General features: G+C 72.6%; 10 protein-coding genes. 2 read left to right on the top strand and 8 right to left on the bottom strand.

Annotated features, from left to right (window positions below):
- Positions 1-41: 41 nt before the first annotated feature.
- The 8 genes from scpB to pyrG form a co-directional block, all read right to left on the bottom strand.
- Positions 42-698 (bottom strand): SMC-Scp complex subunit ScpB, encoded by a 657-nt coding sequence (scpB, locus tag JK364_RS26040; protein WP_201853718.1) that lies wholly within the window; start codon positions 696-698, stop codon positions 42-44.
- On the bottom strand, positions 695-2,281 hold the full coding sequence (locus JK364_RS26035; protein ID WP_201853717.1) for a segregation and condensation protein A: 1,587 nt from the start codon (positions 2,279-2,281) through the stop codon (positions 695-697). Before JK364_RS26035 ends, scpB begins: the two co-directional genes overlap by 4 nt.
- A gap of 70 nt (positions 2,282-2,351) precedes the next feature.
- Positions 2,352-2,933, bottom strand: coding sequence for a hypothetical protein (locus tag JK364_RS26030; protein ID WP_201853716.1), 582 nt, complete (start codon positions 2,931-2,933; stop codon positions 2,352-2,354).
- The gene (locus JK364_RS26025) at positions 2,918-3,934 is read right to left on the bottom strand and encodes a ParA family protein (protein WP_020872375.1); all 1,017 of its coding nucleotides are present in this window, start codon (positions 3,932-3,934) and stop codon (positions 2,918-2,920) included. Before JK364_RS26025 ends, JK364_RS26030 begins: the two co-directional genes overlap by 16 nt.
- 559 nt (positions 3,935-4,493) lie before the next feature.
- Positions 4,494-5,609 carry an alanine dehydrogenase gene (gene ald, locus JK364_RS26020; protein ID WP_201853966.1) on the bottom strand — a complete coding sequence of 372 codons (1,116 nt, stop codon included), beginning with the start codon at positions 5,607-5,609 and terminating at the stop codon, positions 4,494-4,496.
- Positions 5,610-5,835: 226 nt separating this feature from the next.
- Positions 5,836-8,124: a tetratricopeptide repeat protein gene (locus tag JK364_RS26015; RefSeq protein ID WP_201853715.1), complete on the bottom strand. Its 2,289-nt coding sequence runs from the start codon at positions 8,122-8,124 to the stop codon at positions 5,836-5,838.
- A gap of 176 nt (positions 8,125-8,300) precedes the next feature.
- Complete coding sequence (locus JK364_RS26010) at positions 8,301-8,927, bottom strand: NUDIX domain-containing protein (protein WP_201853714.1); 627 nt, start codon at positions 8,925-8,927, stop codon at positions 8,301-8,303.
- A gap of 80 nt (positions 8,928-9,007) precedes the next feature.
- Entirely contained in the window at positions 9,008-10,663 is a 1,656-nt protein-coding gene (pyrG, locus tag JK364_RS26005) for a CTP synthase (RefSeq protein ID WP_201853713.1), read from the bottom strand.
- 420 nt (positions 10,664-11,083) lie between these two features.
- Here pyrG and JK364_RS26000 point away from each other — a divergent pair, with 420 nt between their 5' ends.
- Positions 11,084-12,892, top strand: a complete 1,809-nt coding sequence (locus tag JK364_RS26000) for a glycoside hydrolase family 15 protein (RefSeq protein ID WP_201853712.1) — start codon at positions 11,084-11,086, stop codon at positions 12,890-12,892.
- A gap of 180 nt (positions 12,893-13,072) precedes the next feature.
- Complete coding sequence (locus JK364_RS25995) at positions 13,073-14,725, top strand: PucR family transcriptional regulator (protein ID WP_201853711.1); 1,653 nt, start codon at positions 13,073-13,075, stop codon at positions 14,723-14,725.
- Positions 14,726-15,078 lie beyond the last annotated feature (353 nt).

The following is a 15,078-nucleotide window of genomic DNA, read 5'->3' as shown; positions in this document are numbered from 1 at the left end:
CAAGTTTCCGTCTGAGAGTGGGCCGCTGTCGGCTCGGTGTTCTACGTCGTCGTGCGTTCTGCGTCGACCTGCGCGTCATCGCTGTCAATGGCGTCCGGATCGAACGACGGCACGCCCTCCTGGGACTCGCCCTCGACCGCGTCCGCCTCGGGGAGGAACGGCGCGAGCTCCGGGAGCTCGTCCAGCCCCCGCAGGCCCATCCGCTCCAGGAAGTAGTTCGTCGTCCTGTACAGGATCGCACCTGTTTCGGGTTCCGTGCCCGCCTCCTCGACCAAGCCCCGCTGGAGGAGGGTCCGCATCACGCCATCGCAGTTGACGCCGCGGACGGCCGAGACTCGGGAACGGCTGACCGGCTGACGGTACGCGACCACCGCGAGGGTTTCCAAAGCGGCCTGGGTGAGCCGGGCCTGCTGGCCGTCCAGGACGAACCCCTCGACGGCGGCGGCGTAGGCCGGGCGCGTGTAGTAGCGCCAGCCGCCCGCGACCAGCCGCAGCTCGAAGCCCCGGCCCTGGGTCGCGTACTCGTCGGCCAGCTCGCGCAGCGCGTCCGCGACGGCGCGGCGCGGCCGCTGGAGGACCTTGGCGAGGTTCTCCTCGGTGGCGGGCTCGTCGACGACCATGAGGACGGCCTCCAGGGCGGGCTTGAGATCCAGCTCGGCGACCTCGGAGAGCCCGGCGGGTGTCCGCTGCTCGCTCAACTCGCTACCTCTTCCTTCTCCTTCTCGGGCGTGGCCGTCCCCTTCTCGGGCTCCTTCTCGGGCTCCTTCTCGGACTCCTTACGGGGCTTGGCCTCCTGGTCGAACTCGTCGGTGACCAGTGGCCGCTCACCCGCCTCGCCCGTCCAGCGGACCATGAGCGACCCGAGCGCCTCCGGCTGGTCCAGGAGGACCGCGCGCTCGCGGTAGAGCTCCAGGAGCGCCAGGAAGCGCGCGACGACCGTAAGGACGTCGGGAGCGTCCTCGGCGAGCGCGGCGAAGCTCGCCTCCCCCAGCTCCCGCAGCCGCGCGACCACCACCTCGGCCTGCTCCCGGACGCTGACCAGCGGGGCGTGGATGTGGTCGACGTACACCTGCGGCTTGGGCTTGGGCTGCATCGCCTTGACGGCCAGCTTGGCGAAGCCCTCGGGGCCGATGCTGATGACGACGTCGGGGAGCAGCTCGGCGTGGTGCGGCTCCAGACCGACGGTACGGGGGTGACGGGCGGCCTCGGCGGTCAGCCGGTCGTTGAAGATGTCCGCGATCTGTTTGTACGCGCGGTACTGGAGCAGCCGGGCGAAGAGCAGATCGCGCGCCTCCAGCAGCGCCAGGTCCGCCTCGTCCTCGACCTCGGCGGCGGGCAGCAGCCGGGCCGCCTTGAGGTCCAGCAGGGTCGCCGCGACGACGAGGAACTCGGTGGTCTGGTCGAGGTCCCAGTCCGGCCCCATGGCGCGGATATGGGCCATGAACTCGTCGGTGACCTTGGAGAGGGCGACCTCGGTGACATCCAGCTTGTGCTTGGAGATCAGCTGGAGGAGGAGGTCGAAGGGCCCCTCGAAGTTGGCCAGCCGCACGGTGAACCGATTGCCGCCGTCCTCGGCTCGCGCCTCGCCCTGACCGCCCCCACCGCTCCCCTCGCCCCCACCGCTCGCCTCGGTCCCGCCGCTGACGTCAGCCCCGCTGCTCGCCGCCCCGGCCGCCTCACCGCCGTGCCCGCCCGCCGGGGGCGCCGCATCGAGGTCGGCCCGTGCGTGCACCGGCTCCGGCTCGTCCGCCGAGGCCCCCTTACGGCCGCGCCCACCGCCCGCGCCCCGCCGCTCGGCCGTGGCGACGGCCTCGGCCGCCGCCGGGGACGGCTCGGGCTCGGCATCCGGCGCGGTGCGTTCCTCCGCGGCGGCTTCGGGCGCCTCTGGCTCCACGACGGCCTCACGCGCCTCGGGCGCGGCGGACGCCTCGGACGCAGCGGACGCAGCGGACGCAGCGGACGCGACGGACGCCTCGGACGCGGCGGGCACCTCGGGCGCGGCGGGCGCCCCGGACGCGGCGGGCGCCCCGGACGCGGCGGGCGCCTCGGATGGCTCAGCAGGGGCCTCGGGGGCCGCCTGTGCGCCGTTCTGCGGCTCTTCCGCCGCTGCTTCCACCGCTTCCGCCGCCAGGGGCGGAGCAGGGCGCTGAGCGGCCTCCTGCGGAGGCGTGGGCTCGGTGGACCGGTCCGGACCCGTCGTGGCCGGCGCCGTGCCGGGCCCCCGGCCGAGGGAGCGGCGGGAGGGGCGGGGCGGCGGGGCGGGGGTGTCGTTCGTCGGCATCGCGGTCCAGGGTGCTCAGGGCCGGGCGGGGCAGCCCGTACGACCGGGCAGGCTATCTCGCCCGGCCCGGTCAACGGCCGCGGAGGCGGCGCACCAGGATGCTCGCGTCGCCGCGCGACTCGAGGTCGGCGAGGACGACCGCGACCGCCTCGCGGACGATCCGGCCGCGGTCGACGGCGAGCCCGTGCTCGCCACGGAGCACCAGACGCGCGTGCTCGAGGTCCATCAGCTCCTCGGCGGAGACATAGACCGTGATCTTCTCGTCGTGGCGCTCGCGCCCGCTGGGCCTGCGGTTCGGCGTACGGGCGCGGCGGCGGGCCGGGCCGTTCTGCTCGGCCGCGGCCGAACCGCCCTGGGCCTGGCGGCCCTTGGGCCGGTCCCCGGCGGCGGGGCGCCGCTCACCGACCGCGTCCGGGGAGGCCGTCTCCCGTCCCGTGTGTTCGCCCGAGCCGGACTGCTCACCGTCCGCGCGCTGCTCCTGCCCTTCGCGCGGCTCGGCGCCCGTGTCGGGTTCGGCGGCGGGCGGGGGCACCCGGGGGCCCTCGCCGTTCGCCTGGCGGCGCCCGGCGGCGGGAGCGGAGGACTGGAGGCCCATCCCTCCCGTGGTGCGGAACAGTTCGTCGGCTCCCGGCAGACTCACTCGGCGTGACACCGGGCGAGCACCTCCCTGGCGAGCTGGCGATAGGCGGCGGCACCGACGGAGTTGGACGCGTACGTGGTGATCGGCTCACCCGCGACCGTGGTCTCGGGGAAGCGGACCGTACGGCCGATGACCGTGTGGTAGACGTGATCGTCGAACGCCTCGACCACGCGGGCGAGGACCTCACGGCTGTGCACGGTGCGCGAGTCGTACATCGTGGCGAGGATGCCGTCCAGCTCCAGGTCGGGGTTGAGCCGCTCCTGGACCTTCTCGATCGTCTCCGTGAGCAACGCCACACCGCGCAGCGCGAAGAACTCGCACTCCAGCGGCACGATCACCTTGTGCGCGGCGGTCAGCGCGTTGACGGTGAGCAGACCGAGCGAGGGCTGGCAGTCGATGACGATGTAGTCGTAGTCGGCCATCAGCGGCTTGAGCGCGCGCTGGAGGGTCGACTCCCGGGCGACCTCGCTCACCAGCTGCACCTCGGCGGCCGACAAGTCGATATTGCTGGGCAGCAGGTCCATGTTGGGCACGGCCGTCTTCAGCAGCACCTCGTCGGCGGACATGCCCCGCTCCATGAGCAGGTTGTAGACCGTGAGGTCGAGCTCCATCGGGTTGACCCCGAGGCCGACCGACAGGGCGCCCTGCGGGTCGAAGTCGACGAGCAGGACCCGGCGGCCGTACTCGGCCAGGGCCGCGCCCAGGTTGATGGTGGAGGTGGTCTTGCCGACCCCGCCCTTCTGGTTGCACATCGCGATGATCTTCGCGGGACCGTGGTCGGTCAGCGGCCCGGGGATCGGGAAGTACGGCAACGGGCGCCCGGTGGGGCCGATCCGCTCGCGGCGCTGGCGGGCAGCGTCGGGCGCGAGCGTGGCCGCGTATTCGGGGTCTGGCTCGTACTCCGCGTCCGGGTCGTAGAAGTGCCCGTCGGGGAGGTCGTCGTAGTCGGCGAAGCGGGCGGGATCCGTGCCCCCCTGGTCGCCGGCCATGGCGTTCACGTGATGGCCGTCCATGCTGTGGCTCTGGTGGGCTGTCGTCGGGCTCTGGCGGGTTGCGAAGGTACGGACAGCGACGGAGCCGACAGCCTCGAGCCCCGAGGGGCCCTGGCCCCGCGCAGCCGGTCCTGGTTGACCACCCCCGGGAGAAAATGTCGACTCATTCACAAGTCGTCCTACCTCCTTGGTGACCAGGAAATTTCTCTATAGGTCAGCGTGACACCATGCCGACGGTTGGCGACTCTATGGCGTGTCACCGGTCCGCAGCAACACAATCCACCGGACACGGCACGATGTGTCGGCAATCGAACACCCCGATGTCAAGGGCGTGTGAACGGTGCCACGGAGATTTCACCACCGCATAAAGCGTCTTAATAGTTGCATTTAGGGCGAGTTGGCCGAGCGGTGGTCGGCGCGCGATACGGGGCACAGCGGACACACCTTCGGCCGGGCCTCGTCCTTCGACAAGACCCGGCCGGATGCCCGATGTTGACATGTGGTTGACGGTCCGGGTTGACCGTCCGGCAACCGGGGTTAACGGGCCCGGCGGCCGGGTCCGGTGAACTCCGGGCGCCATTCAGCCGATCAGCGAGCCCAGTTCGACGACGGGCAGGTCATGGGCCTCGGCGACCGGGCCGTAGACGACCTGACCCTCATGGGTGTTGAGCCCCTTGGCCAGCGCGGCGTCCCGGCGCAGCGCGTCCCGCCAGCCGCGGTTGGCCAGCTCCACGATGTACGGGAGCGTGGCGTTGGTGAGCGCGTGGGTGGAGGTGTTCGGCACCGCGCCGGGCATGTTCGCCACGCAGTAGAAGACCGAGTTGTGGACCTCGAAGGTCGGCTCGGCGTGGGTGGTGGGACGGGAGTCCTCGAAGCAGCCGCCCTGGTCGATCGCGATGTCGACAAGGACACTTCCCGGCTTCATCCGGGACACCAGCTCGTTGGTGACCAGCTTGGGCGCCTTGGCGCCCGGGATGAGCACCGCGCCGATGACCAGGTCGGCCTCGAGGACGGCCTTCTCCAGCTCATAGGCGTTGGAGGCGATGGTCTGCACCCGGTTGCCGAAGATCCGGTCGGCCTCGCGCAGCTTGTTGATGTCCTTGTCGAGCAGGGTGACGTGGAAGCCCATGCCGATGGCGATCTGGGCGGCGTTCCACCCGGAGACGCCACCGCCGATGACGACGGCCCGCCCGGCGGCCACACCCGGCACCCCGCCGGGCAGCACACCGCGGCCGCCGGCCGAGCGCATCAGGTGGTACGCGCCGACCTGCGGCGCGATCCGGCCCGCGACCTCGGACATCGGCGCGAGCAGCGGCAGGGCGCGGTTCGCGGTCTCGACGGTCTCGTAGGCGATGGCGGTGGTGCCGGACTCCAGCAGCGCGTCGGTGCAGGCCCGGGAGGCGGCCAGGTGCAGATAGGTGAAGAGCGTCTGGCCCTTGCGCAGCCGGTGGTATTCCTCCGCGATGGGCTCCTTGACCTTCAGCAGCAGGTCGGCCGTGGCCCAGACCTCGTCGGCGGTGCCGAGGACGTGGGCACCGGCGGCGGTGTACTCCTCGTCCGTGATGGACGAGCCGAGGCCCGCACTCCGCTCGATGACGACCTCATGGCCGCCTCGGACCAGCTCGTGCACACCGGCAGGGGTGATGGCCACACGGAACTCGTTGTTCTTGACCTCGCGGGGGATGCCGACCTTCACGTCGATCACGGTCCTTGAATGGGGGAAATGGAACATATCGCCATAGCCAGCCACGGGCCGATACACCATCGACCATAGACAGGCAAACCGGCACGCGCGTCCGCATGCCGGAGACGACCGCAACAATCGCGGTACAGCCAGTCTAATGAAGGACGTCGCGCTGTCTAGCCTTGCAATGCATCAATCTTTTGGAAGACCACTACTGATTTCGTAGGTCGGCAGCGTTTCAGGCCCCACTCTGAGGTGACGGACCGGTGTCTTCCGCCTCGCCCGCCTCGATCCTCCGGGCGGTGCGCCGCAGCGACCGCGCCACCGCGGGATCCCCGCCGAGCCGGTCCATCGCGTCCGCCGCATGGCGCGCCAGCTCGGCGTGCAGCCCGGTGTCACCGCAGGTCCGGGCGGCCGCGGCGGTCTCCGCCCAGGTGCGCAGCGCCTCCCTCGGCCGCCCCGAGCGCTCCTGGGCGTCCGCGGTGCCGCCGAGCGCCCGGGCGTACCCCGGCTGGTCGCCCGCCCGGCGGCAGGCGGCCGCGGCGGCACGCCAGTCGCGCAGCGCCTCGCCCCACCGCCCGGCGTAGCCGTGGACGGTGCCGAGCCGTGCGTACAGCCGGGCCGCGGCGGGCGTGTCGCGGCGGCTCAGCCGCAGCTCCAGGGCGCGTCCGTACCAGTCGGCCGCCCGGTGCCAGTCCTCCAGCGCCTGGTACGTGCCGCCGATCGACTCCAGCGCACGCCCGGTCGTATACGGATCGCCCGAGGCGCGGGCGGCCTCCAGGGCGCTCTTGTAGCGGGCGAGGGCCTTGTCCACCCGGCCCGCCCCGCCGTCCAGATCGCCGAGGTTCAGCAGCGCGGCCGCCCGCTCCACCGGGAGATCGCGGCGCCGGGCCACGTCCAGCACCAGCTGATGCAGCCCGTACAGCTCCACCGCCGCGCCCTCGAAGCCCCGGTGGGCGGTCAGCGCGTGGGTCAGCGCGGCGACCAACCGCCGTGCCAGGGTGTCGAGTTGACCGGTCTCGACGGCCATCCGGGCGGCCTCGATCAGGGTGGGCAGCCGCTCCTCCAGCCAGCCGGCCGCCTCCGCCGACGACGAAAACCGCAGCGGCTTCGGCATTCCGGCCAGCTTCTTCCGGCCCGGCGAACCAGGGGGCTCGGCCGCCAGCCGGCAGGTGTGCAGCTGCCGTACGGCGCGCTCCAGCATCCGCGCCCGCGCCAGCTCCACCTCCGCCGGGCGCTCCTCGGCCGCCAGCCGCTCCCGCAGCAGCGGATCGAGGCAGCCGGGCACCAGGTAGCGGCCGGTGCCGCGCGGGCGCAGCATCCCGTACGCGGCGAAGCCCTCCAGCGCCGCCTCGCCGTCCGCCACCGAGCAGCCGGCCAGCGCGGAGGCGATCTGGGCGTCGGCCGATCCGCCGGGCGCCAGCACCAGCAGCCGCAGCATCCGGGCGGCGGCCGACGGCAGCGCGGCGTAGGCCAGCCGGAAGGCGCGGGTCAGCGGGCGGGCGCCGTGGTCGAGGTCACCCTCGTCCGGCGGCAGTTCGCGCAGCCGGGCCAGGGCGTCGTCCACCGAAGCCTGGGGGCGGGCGGCGAGCCAGCCGCCGACCAGGACGAGCGCCGCGGGCTGGCCCGCGCACTCCTCGACCAGGGACTGCGCGGCCACCGGATCGCAGGTGATCCGGGTGGGGCCGGTGTACTGCGCCAGCAGCCCGACCGCCGCGCTCACATCCAGCCCGCCCACCGTGCACGGCCGCACATCCGGCACCCCGGTCAGCGGGCCCCGCGAGACGGCGACCACCAGGCAGTCGGGCTCGTCGGGCAGCAGCGCGTCCACCTGCTCGGCCCCGGCCACGTCGTCGAGCAGCAGCAGCACCCGCTTGCCATCGAGGGCCGCGCGCAGCGCCTCGCCCAGATCGTCCTCGTCCGCCCCCGGCGGGGCGCTGACCCCGAGCCGTCCCAGCAGCTCACGGGCGGTGCGCTCGGTGGGCACGGGATCGCCGGCGGAGGTCGTCAGCCGGGCGCTCAGCACTCCGTCGGGGTAGTCGTCGGCGAGCCGCCGGGCGAGTTCCTCGGCCAGCGCCGTACGGCCCCAGCCGGGACGGCCCGCGATCAGCAGCACCCGGCTGCGGGCGGCCTTGCGGCCGGCGATGGTGTCCAGGCCCGCGCGCTCGATATCGGCCCGCAGCGAGAGCAGCTCGCGCCGCCGCCCGGCGAACCCCCGCCCCACGGAGGCGGCCGCCGCGAACAGCACGGCCCGGGTCGCCCCGCTCCACACCCCGCCGTCCTGGGCGCCCGCGGTGGAGCGCCGTTGCCGCGGCGGGGTGTCGGAGGAGGAGGTCTCATCTTCCGGCGGACTACCGGGGGCGGATTCGGGCGGACGGCCGGGGACGGACTCCGGCGGACGGCCGGTAGCGGATTCCGGCGGGCGGCCGGGGACGGACGAAGCGGATGAAGCGGACGCGGCGGGCGGCGGCTGCCGCTTCCCTGGGGCGCCCGGCTCCCCATCGGTGTCGACCGCCTGCTCCGCCACGGGCCCACTCCCGTCCACCTGCGCGTACGAGCCCCTTCGGCTCACTATGAGCGTAGTTCACTCCGCGTCAGGTACCCGGTACTCGCCGCCCACAGCACGGACCGAAAATCACTCCATCGGATCTTCACCGAGGCCGAGCGGGGCCCATGCGCCCCATCAGTGGCTCAGGCAGTGGCTCAGGCGTCGAAGGGCCGGGCCGGCCAGGAGGCGTCGGCGGGCCGGAGGGCGTCGATGCCGTCGCCGGAGAGCGCGGCCCGCAGCGCCAGCACGCCCGTCGCGAGGCAGTTGTTGTGCAGCTCGCCCGCGAGCGCGCCGCGCACCAGCTCCTCCAGGGACACCCGGGCGAGCTCCATGTCGGCCTCCTCCTCGGAGACCTCGAACCGCTCGCCCTCGGCCACGGAGACCTCCCTGGCCAGGAAGATCCGCACGGCCTCGTCACAGCCGCCGGGCGAGGTGTAGAGGTCGATGAGGACCCGCCAGTCCTCGGCCTTGACGTGCGCCTCCTCGTACAGCTCCCGCTGGGCGGCGTGCAGCGGGTTCTCACCGGGGATGTCCAGGAGACCGGCCGGGATCTCCCACAGCCGCTGCCGGACCGGGTGCCGGTACTGCCGCAGCACGATCACGCGGTCGTCCCCGTCCAGGGCGAGGACGGCGACGGAGCCGGGGTGGACCTGGTAGTCGCGCTTCACCCGGCTCCCGTCGGGCATCTCCACCTCGTCCGTGCGCACGCTCGTCTTGTTGCCGGTGAACGGCGTGGCGGTGGCGGTGACCGGCCATTCCTCGGGGGTGTCCTGGATGCGCATGCTTGCCTCAGCGTCCTTTCCGCGTGCGGTTGCCGGGGCGGTGGGCCGCGCCGGCCGCCCGCCCCTGCCAACCGTAACGGTCAGACGCTCGCACCCCGCGTCTGAGCTGCCACCTGTCGCCCGACCGCCGCCTTCACCAGGCCCGCGAAGAGCGGATGCGGACGGGTCGGGCGGGAGCGCAGCTCGGGGTGGGCCTGGGTGCCGACCAGATAGGGGTGGACCTCGCGCGGGTACTCCACGTACTCCACGAGCTTGTTGTCCGGGGAGGTGCCGGAGAAGACGATCCCGGCCTTCTTCTCCAGCTCACCGCGGTAGGAGTTGTTGACCTCGTAGCGGTGGCGGTGGCGCTCCTCGACATACGGCTGGTTGTCGTAGACCTCGCGGACGATCGAGCCCTCGGCCAGCTTGGCCGGGTACATGCCCAGCCGCATGGTGCCGCCCATGTCGCCCTCGCCCGCGACGATGTCGAGCTGCTCGGCCATGGTGGAGATCACCGGGTCGGTGGTGGCGGGCTCGAACTCGGTGGAGTTGGCGCCCTCGATGCCCGCGAGGTTGCGCGCGGCCTCGATGACGATGCACTGGAGTCCCAGGCAGAGGCCCAGTACCGGGATCTTGTTCTCCCGGGCGTAGGTGATCGCGCCGACCTTACCGATGACACCGCGGTCGCCGAAGCCGCCGGGGATGCAGACCGCGTCCACGCCGTCGAGCTGCTCCCGGGCGCCGGCCGCCGTCTTGCAGTCGTCGGAGGTGACCCACTTGATCTTCACGCGGGCGTTGTTGGCGAAGCCGCCGGCCCGCAGCGCCTCGGTGACGGAGAGATAGGCGTCGGGCAGGTCGATGTACTTGCCGACGAGCGCCACGGTGACCTCGTGGTCGGGCTCGTGGACCCGCTTCAGCAGGTCGTCCCACTGGGTCCAGTCCACGTCGCGGAAGGGCAGGTCCAGCTTGCGGACGACATAGGCGTCCAGGCCCTCGGAGTGCAGCACCTTGGGGATGTCGTAGATCGACTTGGCGTCGATGGCGGCGACCACGGCGGCGTCGTCCACGTCACACATCAGCGAGACCTTGCGCTTGATGGAGGTGGGGACCTCGCGGTCGGCTCGCAGCACGATCGCGTCCGGCTGGATACCGATATTGCGCAGCGCGGCCACCGAGTGCTGGGTGGGCTTGGTCTTCAGCTCGCCGGACGGGCCGATGTAGGGCAGCAGGGAGATGTGCACCACGAACACGTTGTCCCGGCCGACCTCGTGCCGGACCTGCCGGACGGCCTCCAGGAAGGGCAGCGACTCGATGTCGCCGACGGTGCCGCCGACCTCGGTGATGACGACGTCCACGTCATCGGTGGCCATGCGCCGGATGCGATGCTTGATCTCGTTGGTGATGTGCGGGATGACCTGCACCGTGTCCCCGAGGTACTCACCGCGCCGCTCCTTGGCGATTACGGTGGAGTAGACCTGTCCGGTGGTCACATTGGCCGAGCCGTCGAGGTCGACGTCGAGGAAACGCTCGTAGTGGCCGATGTCCAGATCGGTCTCGGCGCCGTCGTTGGTGACGAACACCTCGCCGTGCTGGAAGGGGTTCATCGTGCCCGGGTCGACATTCAGATACGGATCGAGCTTCTGCATGGTGACGCGCAGACCGCGCGCCTTCAGCAGCGCCCCCAGACTGGAGGCGGTAAGACCCTTGCCGAGTGAGGAGGCGACACCCCCGGTGACGAAGAGGTGCTTGGTCGTCATGGGCTTAGCGGCAATGGCCAAGAGGGGGCTCCCGTGGTCGCGTCGTGAGGGTGCGTACGGCAGCCGCTCCGAGGTCCGGGGGCGCCGCCGCTGAGGTTCGGGGGTTTTGTGCCCGCCGCTCCACGGGCTACCAGGGTATCAGCGCCCCGGAGCGGTCGTTGCTGACCTGGTTCCCGCGTTCGGTCTGCGCAATCGCCCGAACACCATGCGTGACCTGGCCACCCGATCGGCCGTGAGATGCGAGCCACGATGTGGACGGGCTCAAGCGGATCACCGTTGTCCGTCGTATCCTCATCGGACGCACGCATGCGAGCCACCCCGGCACGGCACCACCAGCACGCCCCCGGAACAAGAGCTCGTCAAAATTTTCCGAGACCGTAGAAAACGCCCTCCGGGGTGATACGGCCGTTCGAATGGGGAATGCACGTGGCCGGGCGTATCGAGGATTACGCACTGATTGGTGATATGCAGACGGCCGCCCTCGTCTGCAGAGACGGGACCGTCGACTGGCTGTGCCTGCCGAGGTTCGACTCCCATGCCGTCTTCGCCGGTCTGCTGGGCACCGAGGAACACGGTTTCTGGCGGTTGGGGCCCGCCGCCCCCGCGGGGAGCCCGCCGCCCGCCGCGGACCGCCGCCGCTACCGCGGCGACTCCCTGGTCCTGGAGTCGGAGTGGGACACCCCGCGCGGCACCGTCCGTGTGATCGACTTCATGCCGCCCCGTGACGGCGCCCCGCAACTGGTGCGGATCGTCGAGGGGGTCAGCGGCCGGGTGCCGATGCGCTCCGCGCTGCGGATGCGGTTCTCCTACGGCTGGGTCGTGCCCTGGGTGCACCGGGTGGACGGCCGTACCGTCGCCGTCGCGGGTCCGGACTCGGTGTGGCTGGACACCGAGGCCGACACCTACGGCAAGGACCTCACCACCTACTCGGACTTCACGGTGGGCCCCGGCGACCGGATCGCCTTCACCATCAGCTGGCAGCCCTCGCACCGCGAGCCGCCCGCCCTGCCCGAGCCGGAGGGCGCGCTGGAGGCCACCGAGGCGTTCTGGAAGGAGTGGGTCGAGCACTGCACGTACCACGGCCCCTACCGGGACGCGGTGGTCCGCTCGCTGATCACGCTCAAGGCGCTGACCTACGCCCCCACCGGCGGTATCGTCGCGGCGCCCACCACCTCGCTGCCCGAGGAGATCGGCGGCGTCCGGAACTGGGACTACCGCTTCACCTGGCTGCGGGACGCGGCGATCACCCTCTCCTCGCTGCTGCGCACCGGCTACCGCGAGGAGGCCCGCGCCTGGCGCGAATGGCTGCTCCGCGCGGTCGCGGGCGACCCGGAGAACCTCCAGATCATGTACGGCATCGCGGGCGAGCGGGAGTTGTCCGAGGCCGAGCTGACCTGGCTGCCCGGCTTCGAGAACTCCCAGCCGGTCCGGATCGGCAACGGCGCGGCGGGCCAGGTCCAGCTCGACGTCTACGGCGAGGTCACCGAGGCGCTGCACCTGGCCCATATGACGGGCCTGGCGCGCAACGACTACGCGAGCGTGCTCCAGCTGAAGCTGATCCGCTACCTCGAGGAGCACTGGGACGAGCCGGACGAGGGCATCTGGGAGGTGCGCGGGCCGCGCCGCCACTTCGTGCACTCCAAGGTGATGGCCTGGGTCGCGGTCGACCGCACCGTCAAGCTGATCGAATCCGGCGATGTGGACGGGCCGTTGGACCGCTGGCGGGAGCTGCGCGACGAGATCCACCGGGACGTCTGCGAGCGGGGCTACGACGCCGAGCGGAACACCTTCACCCAGTCCTACGGCTCCAAGGAGCTGGACGCCTCGCTGCTGCTCATCCCGCAGATGGGCTTCCTGCCGCCGGACGACAAGCGCGTCATCGGCACCATCGAGGCGATCCAGCGGGAGCTGTCGACCGAGGACGGCTTCGTGATGCGCTACCCCACCGCGGGCGAGGACGCCGGGGTGGACGGTCTCGAGGGTGACGAAGGGGCCTTCCTGGCCTGCTCGTTCTGGCTCGCCGACGACCTGGCGATGATCGGCCGGGTGGACGAGGCCCGGAAGCTCTTCGAGAAGCTGCTGGCGCTCCGCAACGACCTCGGGCTGCTGTCCGAGGAGTGGGACTCGCACAACCAGCGTCTGGTGGGCAACTTCCCGCAGGCGTTCAGCCATGTGCCGCTGATCGACACCGCGCTGCGGCTGACCGCGTCCGGCGCGTACGGAGGCTGACCCCCGGCCCGGGCCCTGGGGGCCCGGGCACCCCCAAGGGGCGCGGGGCGGTGTCGATATGCGGCTCCGCCGCGGCGGTGTCGATATGCGGCTCCGCCGCGTGGGCGACCAGCCACGACGGCGCCGCGGACGAACGACCGCACCTCGCGGCACTTCCCGCGGAGCGCTTAGCGTGGCGGCATGGAACCACAGGGAACGATCACCGTGGCACGGGCCCTCGGCCTGCCCGCCCTGCGCCGCGGGCTCCCCGAGGTGGTGTCCGGGCAGGAGCTGCTGGACCGCCCGGTGCGCTGGGTGCACGCGGGCGAGGCGCCGAACATCGCCGCGCTGCTCAAGGGCGGTGAGCTGCTGCTGACCACCGGTCTCGGGGTCGGTCCGCGCCCCGCCGAGCAGCGCGCCTTCGTCCGCCGGCTCGCCGAGCGGGGCATCGCGGCGCTGGTGGTGGAGCTGGGCGCCCGGTTCCGCACCCTGCCGGGGCCGGTCGTGGACACCGCGCGCTCGTGCGGGCTGCCGCTGGTGCAGCTCCATCGCGAGGTGCCGTTCGTGACGGTCACCGAGGAGATCCACACCGAGATCGTCAATGAGCACTACGCCCTGCTGCGCCAGGCCGATGTGGTGCACCGGCAGGCCACCGAGGTGCTGCTGCGCGGCGGCGGGGTGCCGGAGATCCTGCGCCACTTCGCCGCCTTCGCGGCCAATCCGGTCTTCCTGGAGACCCCCGAAGGACAGCTGCTGTACGCGGCCGGGCCGGGCGGTACGCCCCCGGCGGGCGCGGCCGATCCGCTGCAGGTGTGGGAGGGGCTGCGGGCGCCGCGCGCGGCCGAGCGGCCCGAGCCGCCGGCGGGCAGCGTGATCGCGGACATCCCGGGCGGCGGGCCCGGCCCCGGTGCCGTACGGGCGCGGCTGACCGTCCTTCCGGTGGCCGGGCCGCTGGGCCCGGTGCACCGGATCGCCGCCGAGCGGACGGCGGATCTGCTGGCGGTGGTGCTGCTGCGGGCGCGTCAGGAGGAGGAGCTGGCGGCGCGCGGGCGCGGGGACTTCCTCACCGATCTCGCCGAGGGCCGGATCGAGGCGTTGGACGCCCCCGCGCAGGCCCGGGTGCTGGGCTTCCGGCCGGGCTCGGGCGGGCCGCTGCTGCCGGTGGTGATGCGGCTGGTGGAGGATCCGCGGCCGCTGGCCGGGGGCGGGGAGAGCTGGGCCGCGCTGGTCCACGCCGTGCAGGAGGAGCTGGCTGGGGTCGGGGTGCCGGTGCTGCTCGGCGTACGGCTTCCGGAGGGTCGGGTTCCGCTGCTGGCGGGGCTGCGCGACGCGACCGAGCGGAGCGCGGTGGCCGAGCGGATCGCGGCGGCGCTGCGGGCCGGGGTGGAGCGGGCCTGGCCGGACCGGGCCGGCGCCCGGCCGCCGGTGGTGGTCGCCGGGCTCGCGGTCGGCTGGGACGCGGCCGGAGCCGAGCTGCGGCATGCGGCGGAGGCGGCGAACGCGGCGTGCGGATCGCCGCCCGACCGGGGCTGGTACGACGTACGCAGCCTGGATGTCGACCTATTGCTGTGGCGACTGCGCGAGCACGGCGATCTGGCCGCCTTCGTGGACCGGGTGATCGGTCCACTACTGGCCCATGACCGCACCGCCCGCCCGCCGCTGGTGCCGACGCTGGAGACGTATCTGCGGCATGCGGGGCGCAAGGCGGAGACGGCCCGCGCACTGCACCTCAACCGCCAGACGCTGTACGACCGGCTGGCCCGGATCGCGTCGCTGCTGGGCAGCGATCTGGAGGACCCCCGGACGGTGCTCGCCCTGGGGGTGGCCCTCCAGGCCCGCCGCCATGTCCGGTGACACGGCAACGGGCCACCCCGCCTGACGCGGTTGGGCCCGCCCCGACGCAGGCACGGCCCGCCTGACGCGGATGCGGCCCACCCCGACACGGGCACGACCCACCCGACACGGGAACAGCCCACCCCAACGCACGTGTGGCCCGCCTGACACGCGTGCGGCCCACCCGACACAGGTGCGGCCCGCCTGACACGGATGCGGCCCACCCCGACACAGGCACGACCCACCCCGACACAGGCGCGACCCACCTGACACGCATGCGGCCCACCCCGACACGGGAACAGCCCACCCCGACACAGGCACGACCCACCCCGACGCGGATGCGGCCCGTCCCGTATGCCCGGGACCCCGCCCGG

It is taken from the genome of Streptomyces endocoffeicus (genome assembly GCF_016741935.1).
In the GTDB taxonomy this organism is placed as follows: Bacteria; Actinomycetota; Actinomycetes; order Streptomycetales; family Streptomycetaceae; genus Streptomyces; species Streptomyces endocoffeicus.
Note: the sequence above shows the minus strand (reverse complement) of the source record. Positions and strands in the feature narration are given on the sequence as shown.

Coding starts and splice junctions, on each gene's coding strand:
- JK364_RS26035 (WP_201853717.1), bottom strand. CDS start 2,281: ATGCCGACGAACGACACCCCCGCCCCGCCGCCCCGCCCCTCCCGCCGC.
- JK364_RS26025 (WP_020872375.1), bottom strand. CDS start 3,934: ATGGACGGCCATCACGTGAACGCCATGGCCGGCGACCAGGGGGGCACG.
- JK364_RS26010 (WP_201853714.1), bottom strand. CDS start 8,927: ATGCGCATCCAGGACACCCCCGAGGAATGGCCGGTCACCGCCACCGCC.
- pyrG (WP_201853713.1), bottom strand. CDS start 10,663: ATGACGACCAAGCACCTCTTCGTCACCGGGGGTGTCGCCTCCTCACTC.
- JK364_RS26000 (WP_201853712.1), top strand. CDS start 11,084: ATGCACGTGGCCGGGCGTATCGAGGATTACGCACTGATTGGTGATATG.
- JK364_RS25995 (WP_201853711.1), top strand. CDS start 13,073: ATGGAACCACAGGGAACGATCACCGTGGCACGGGCCCTCGGCCTGCCC.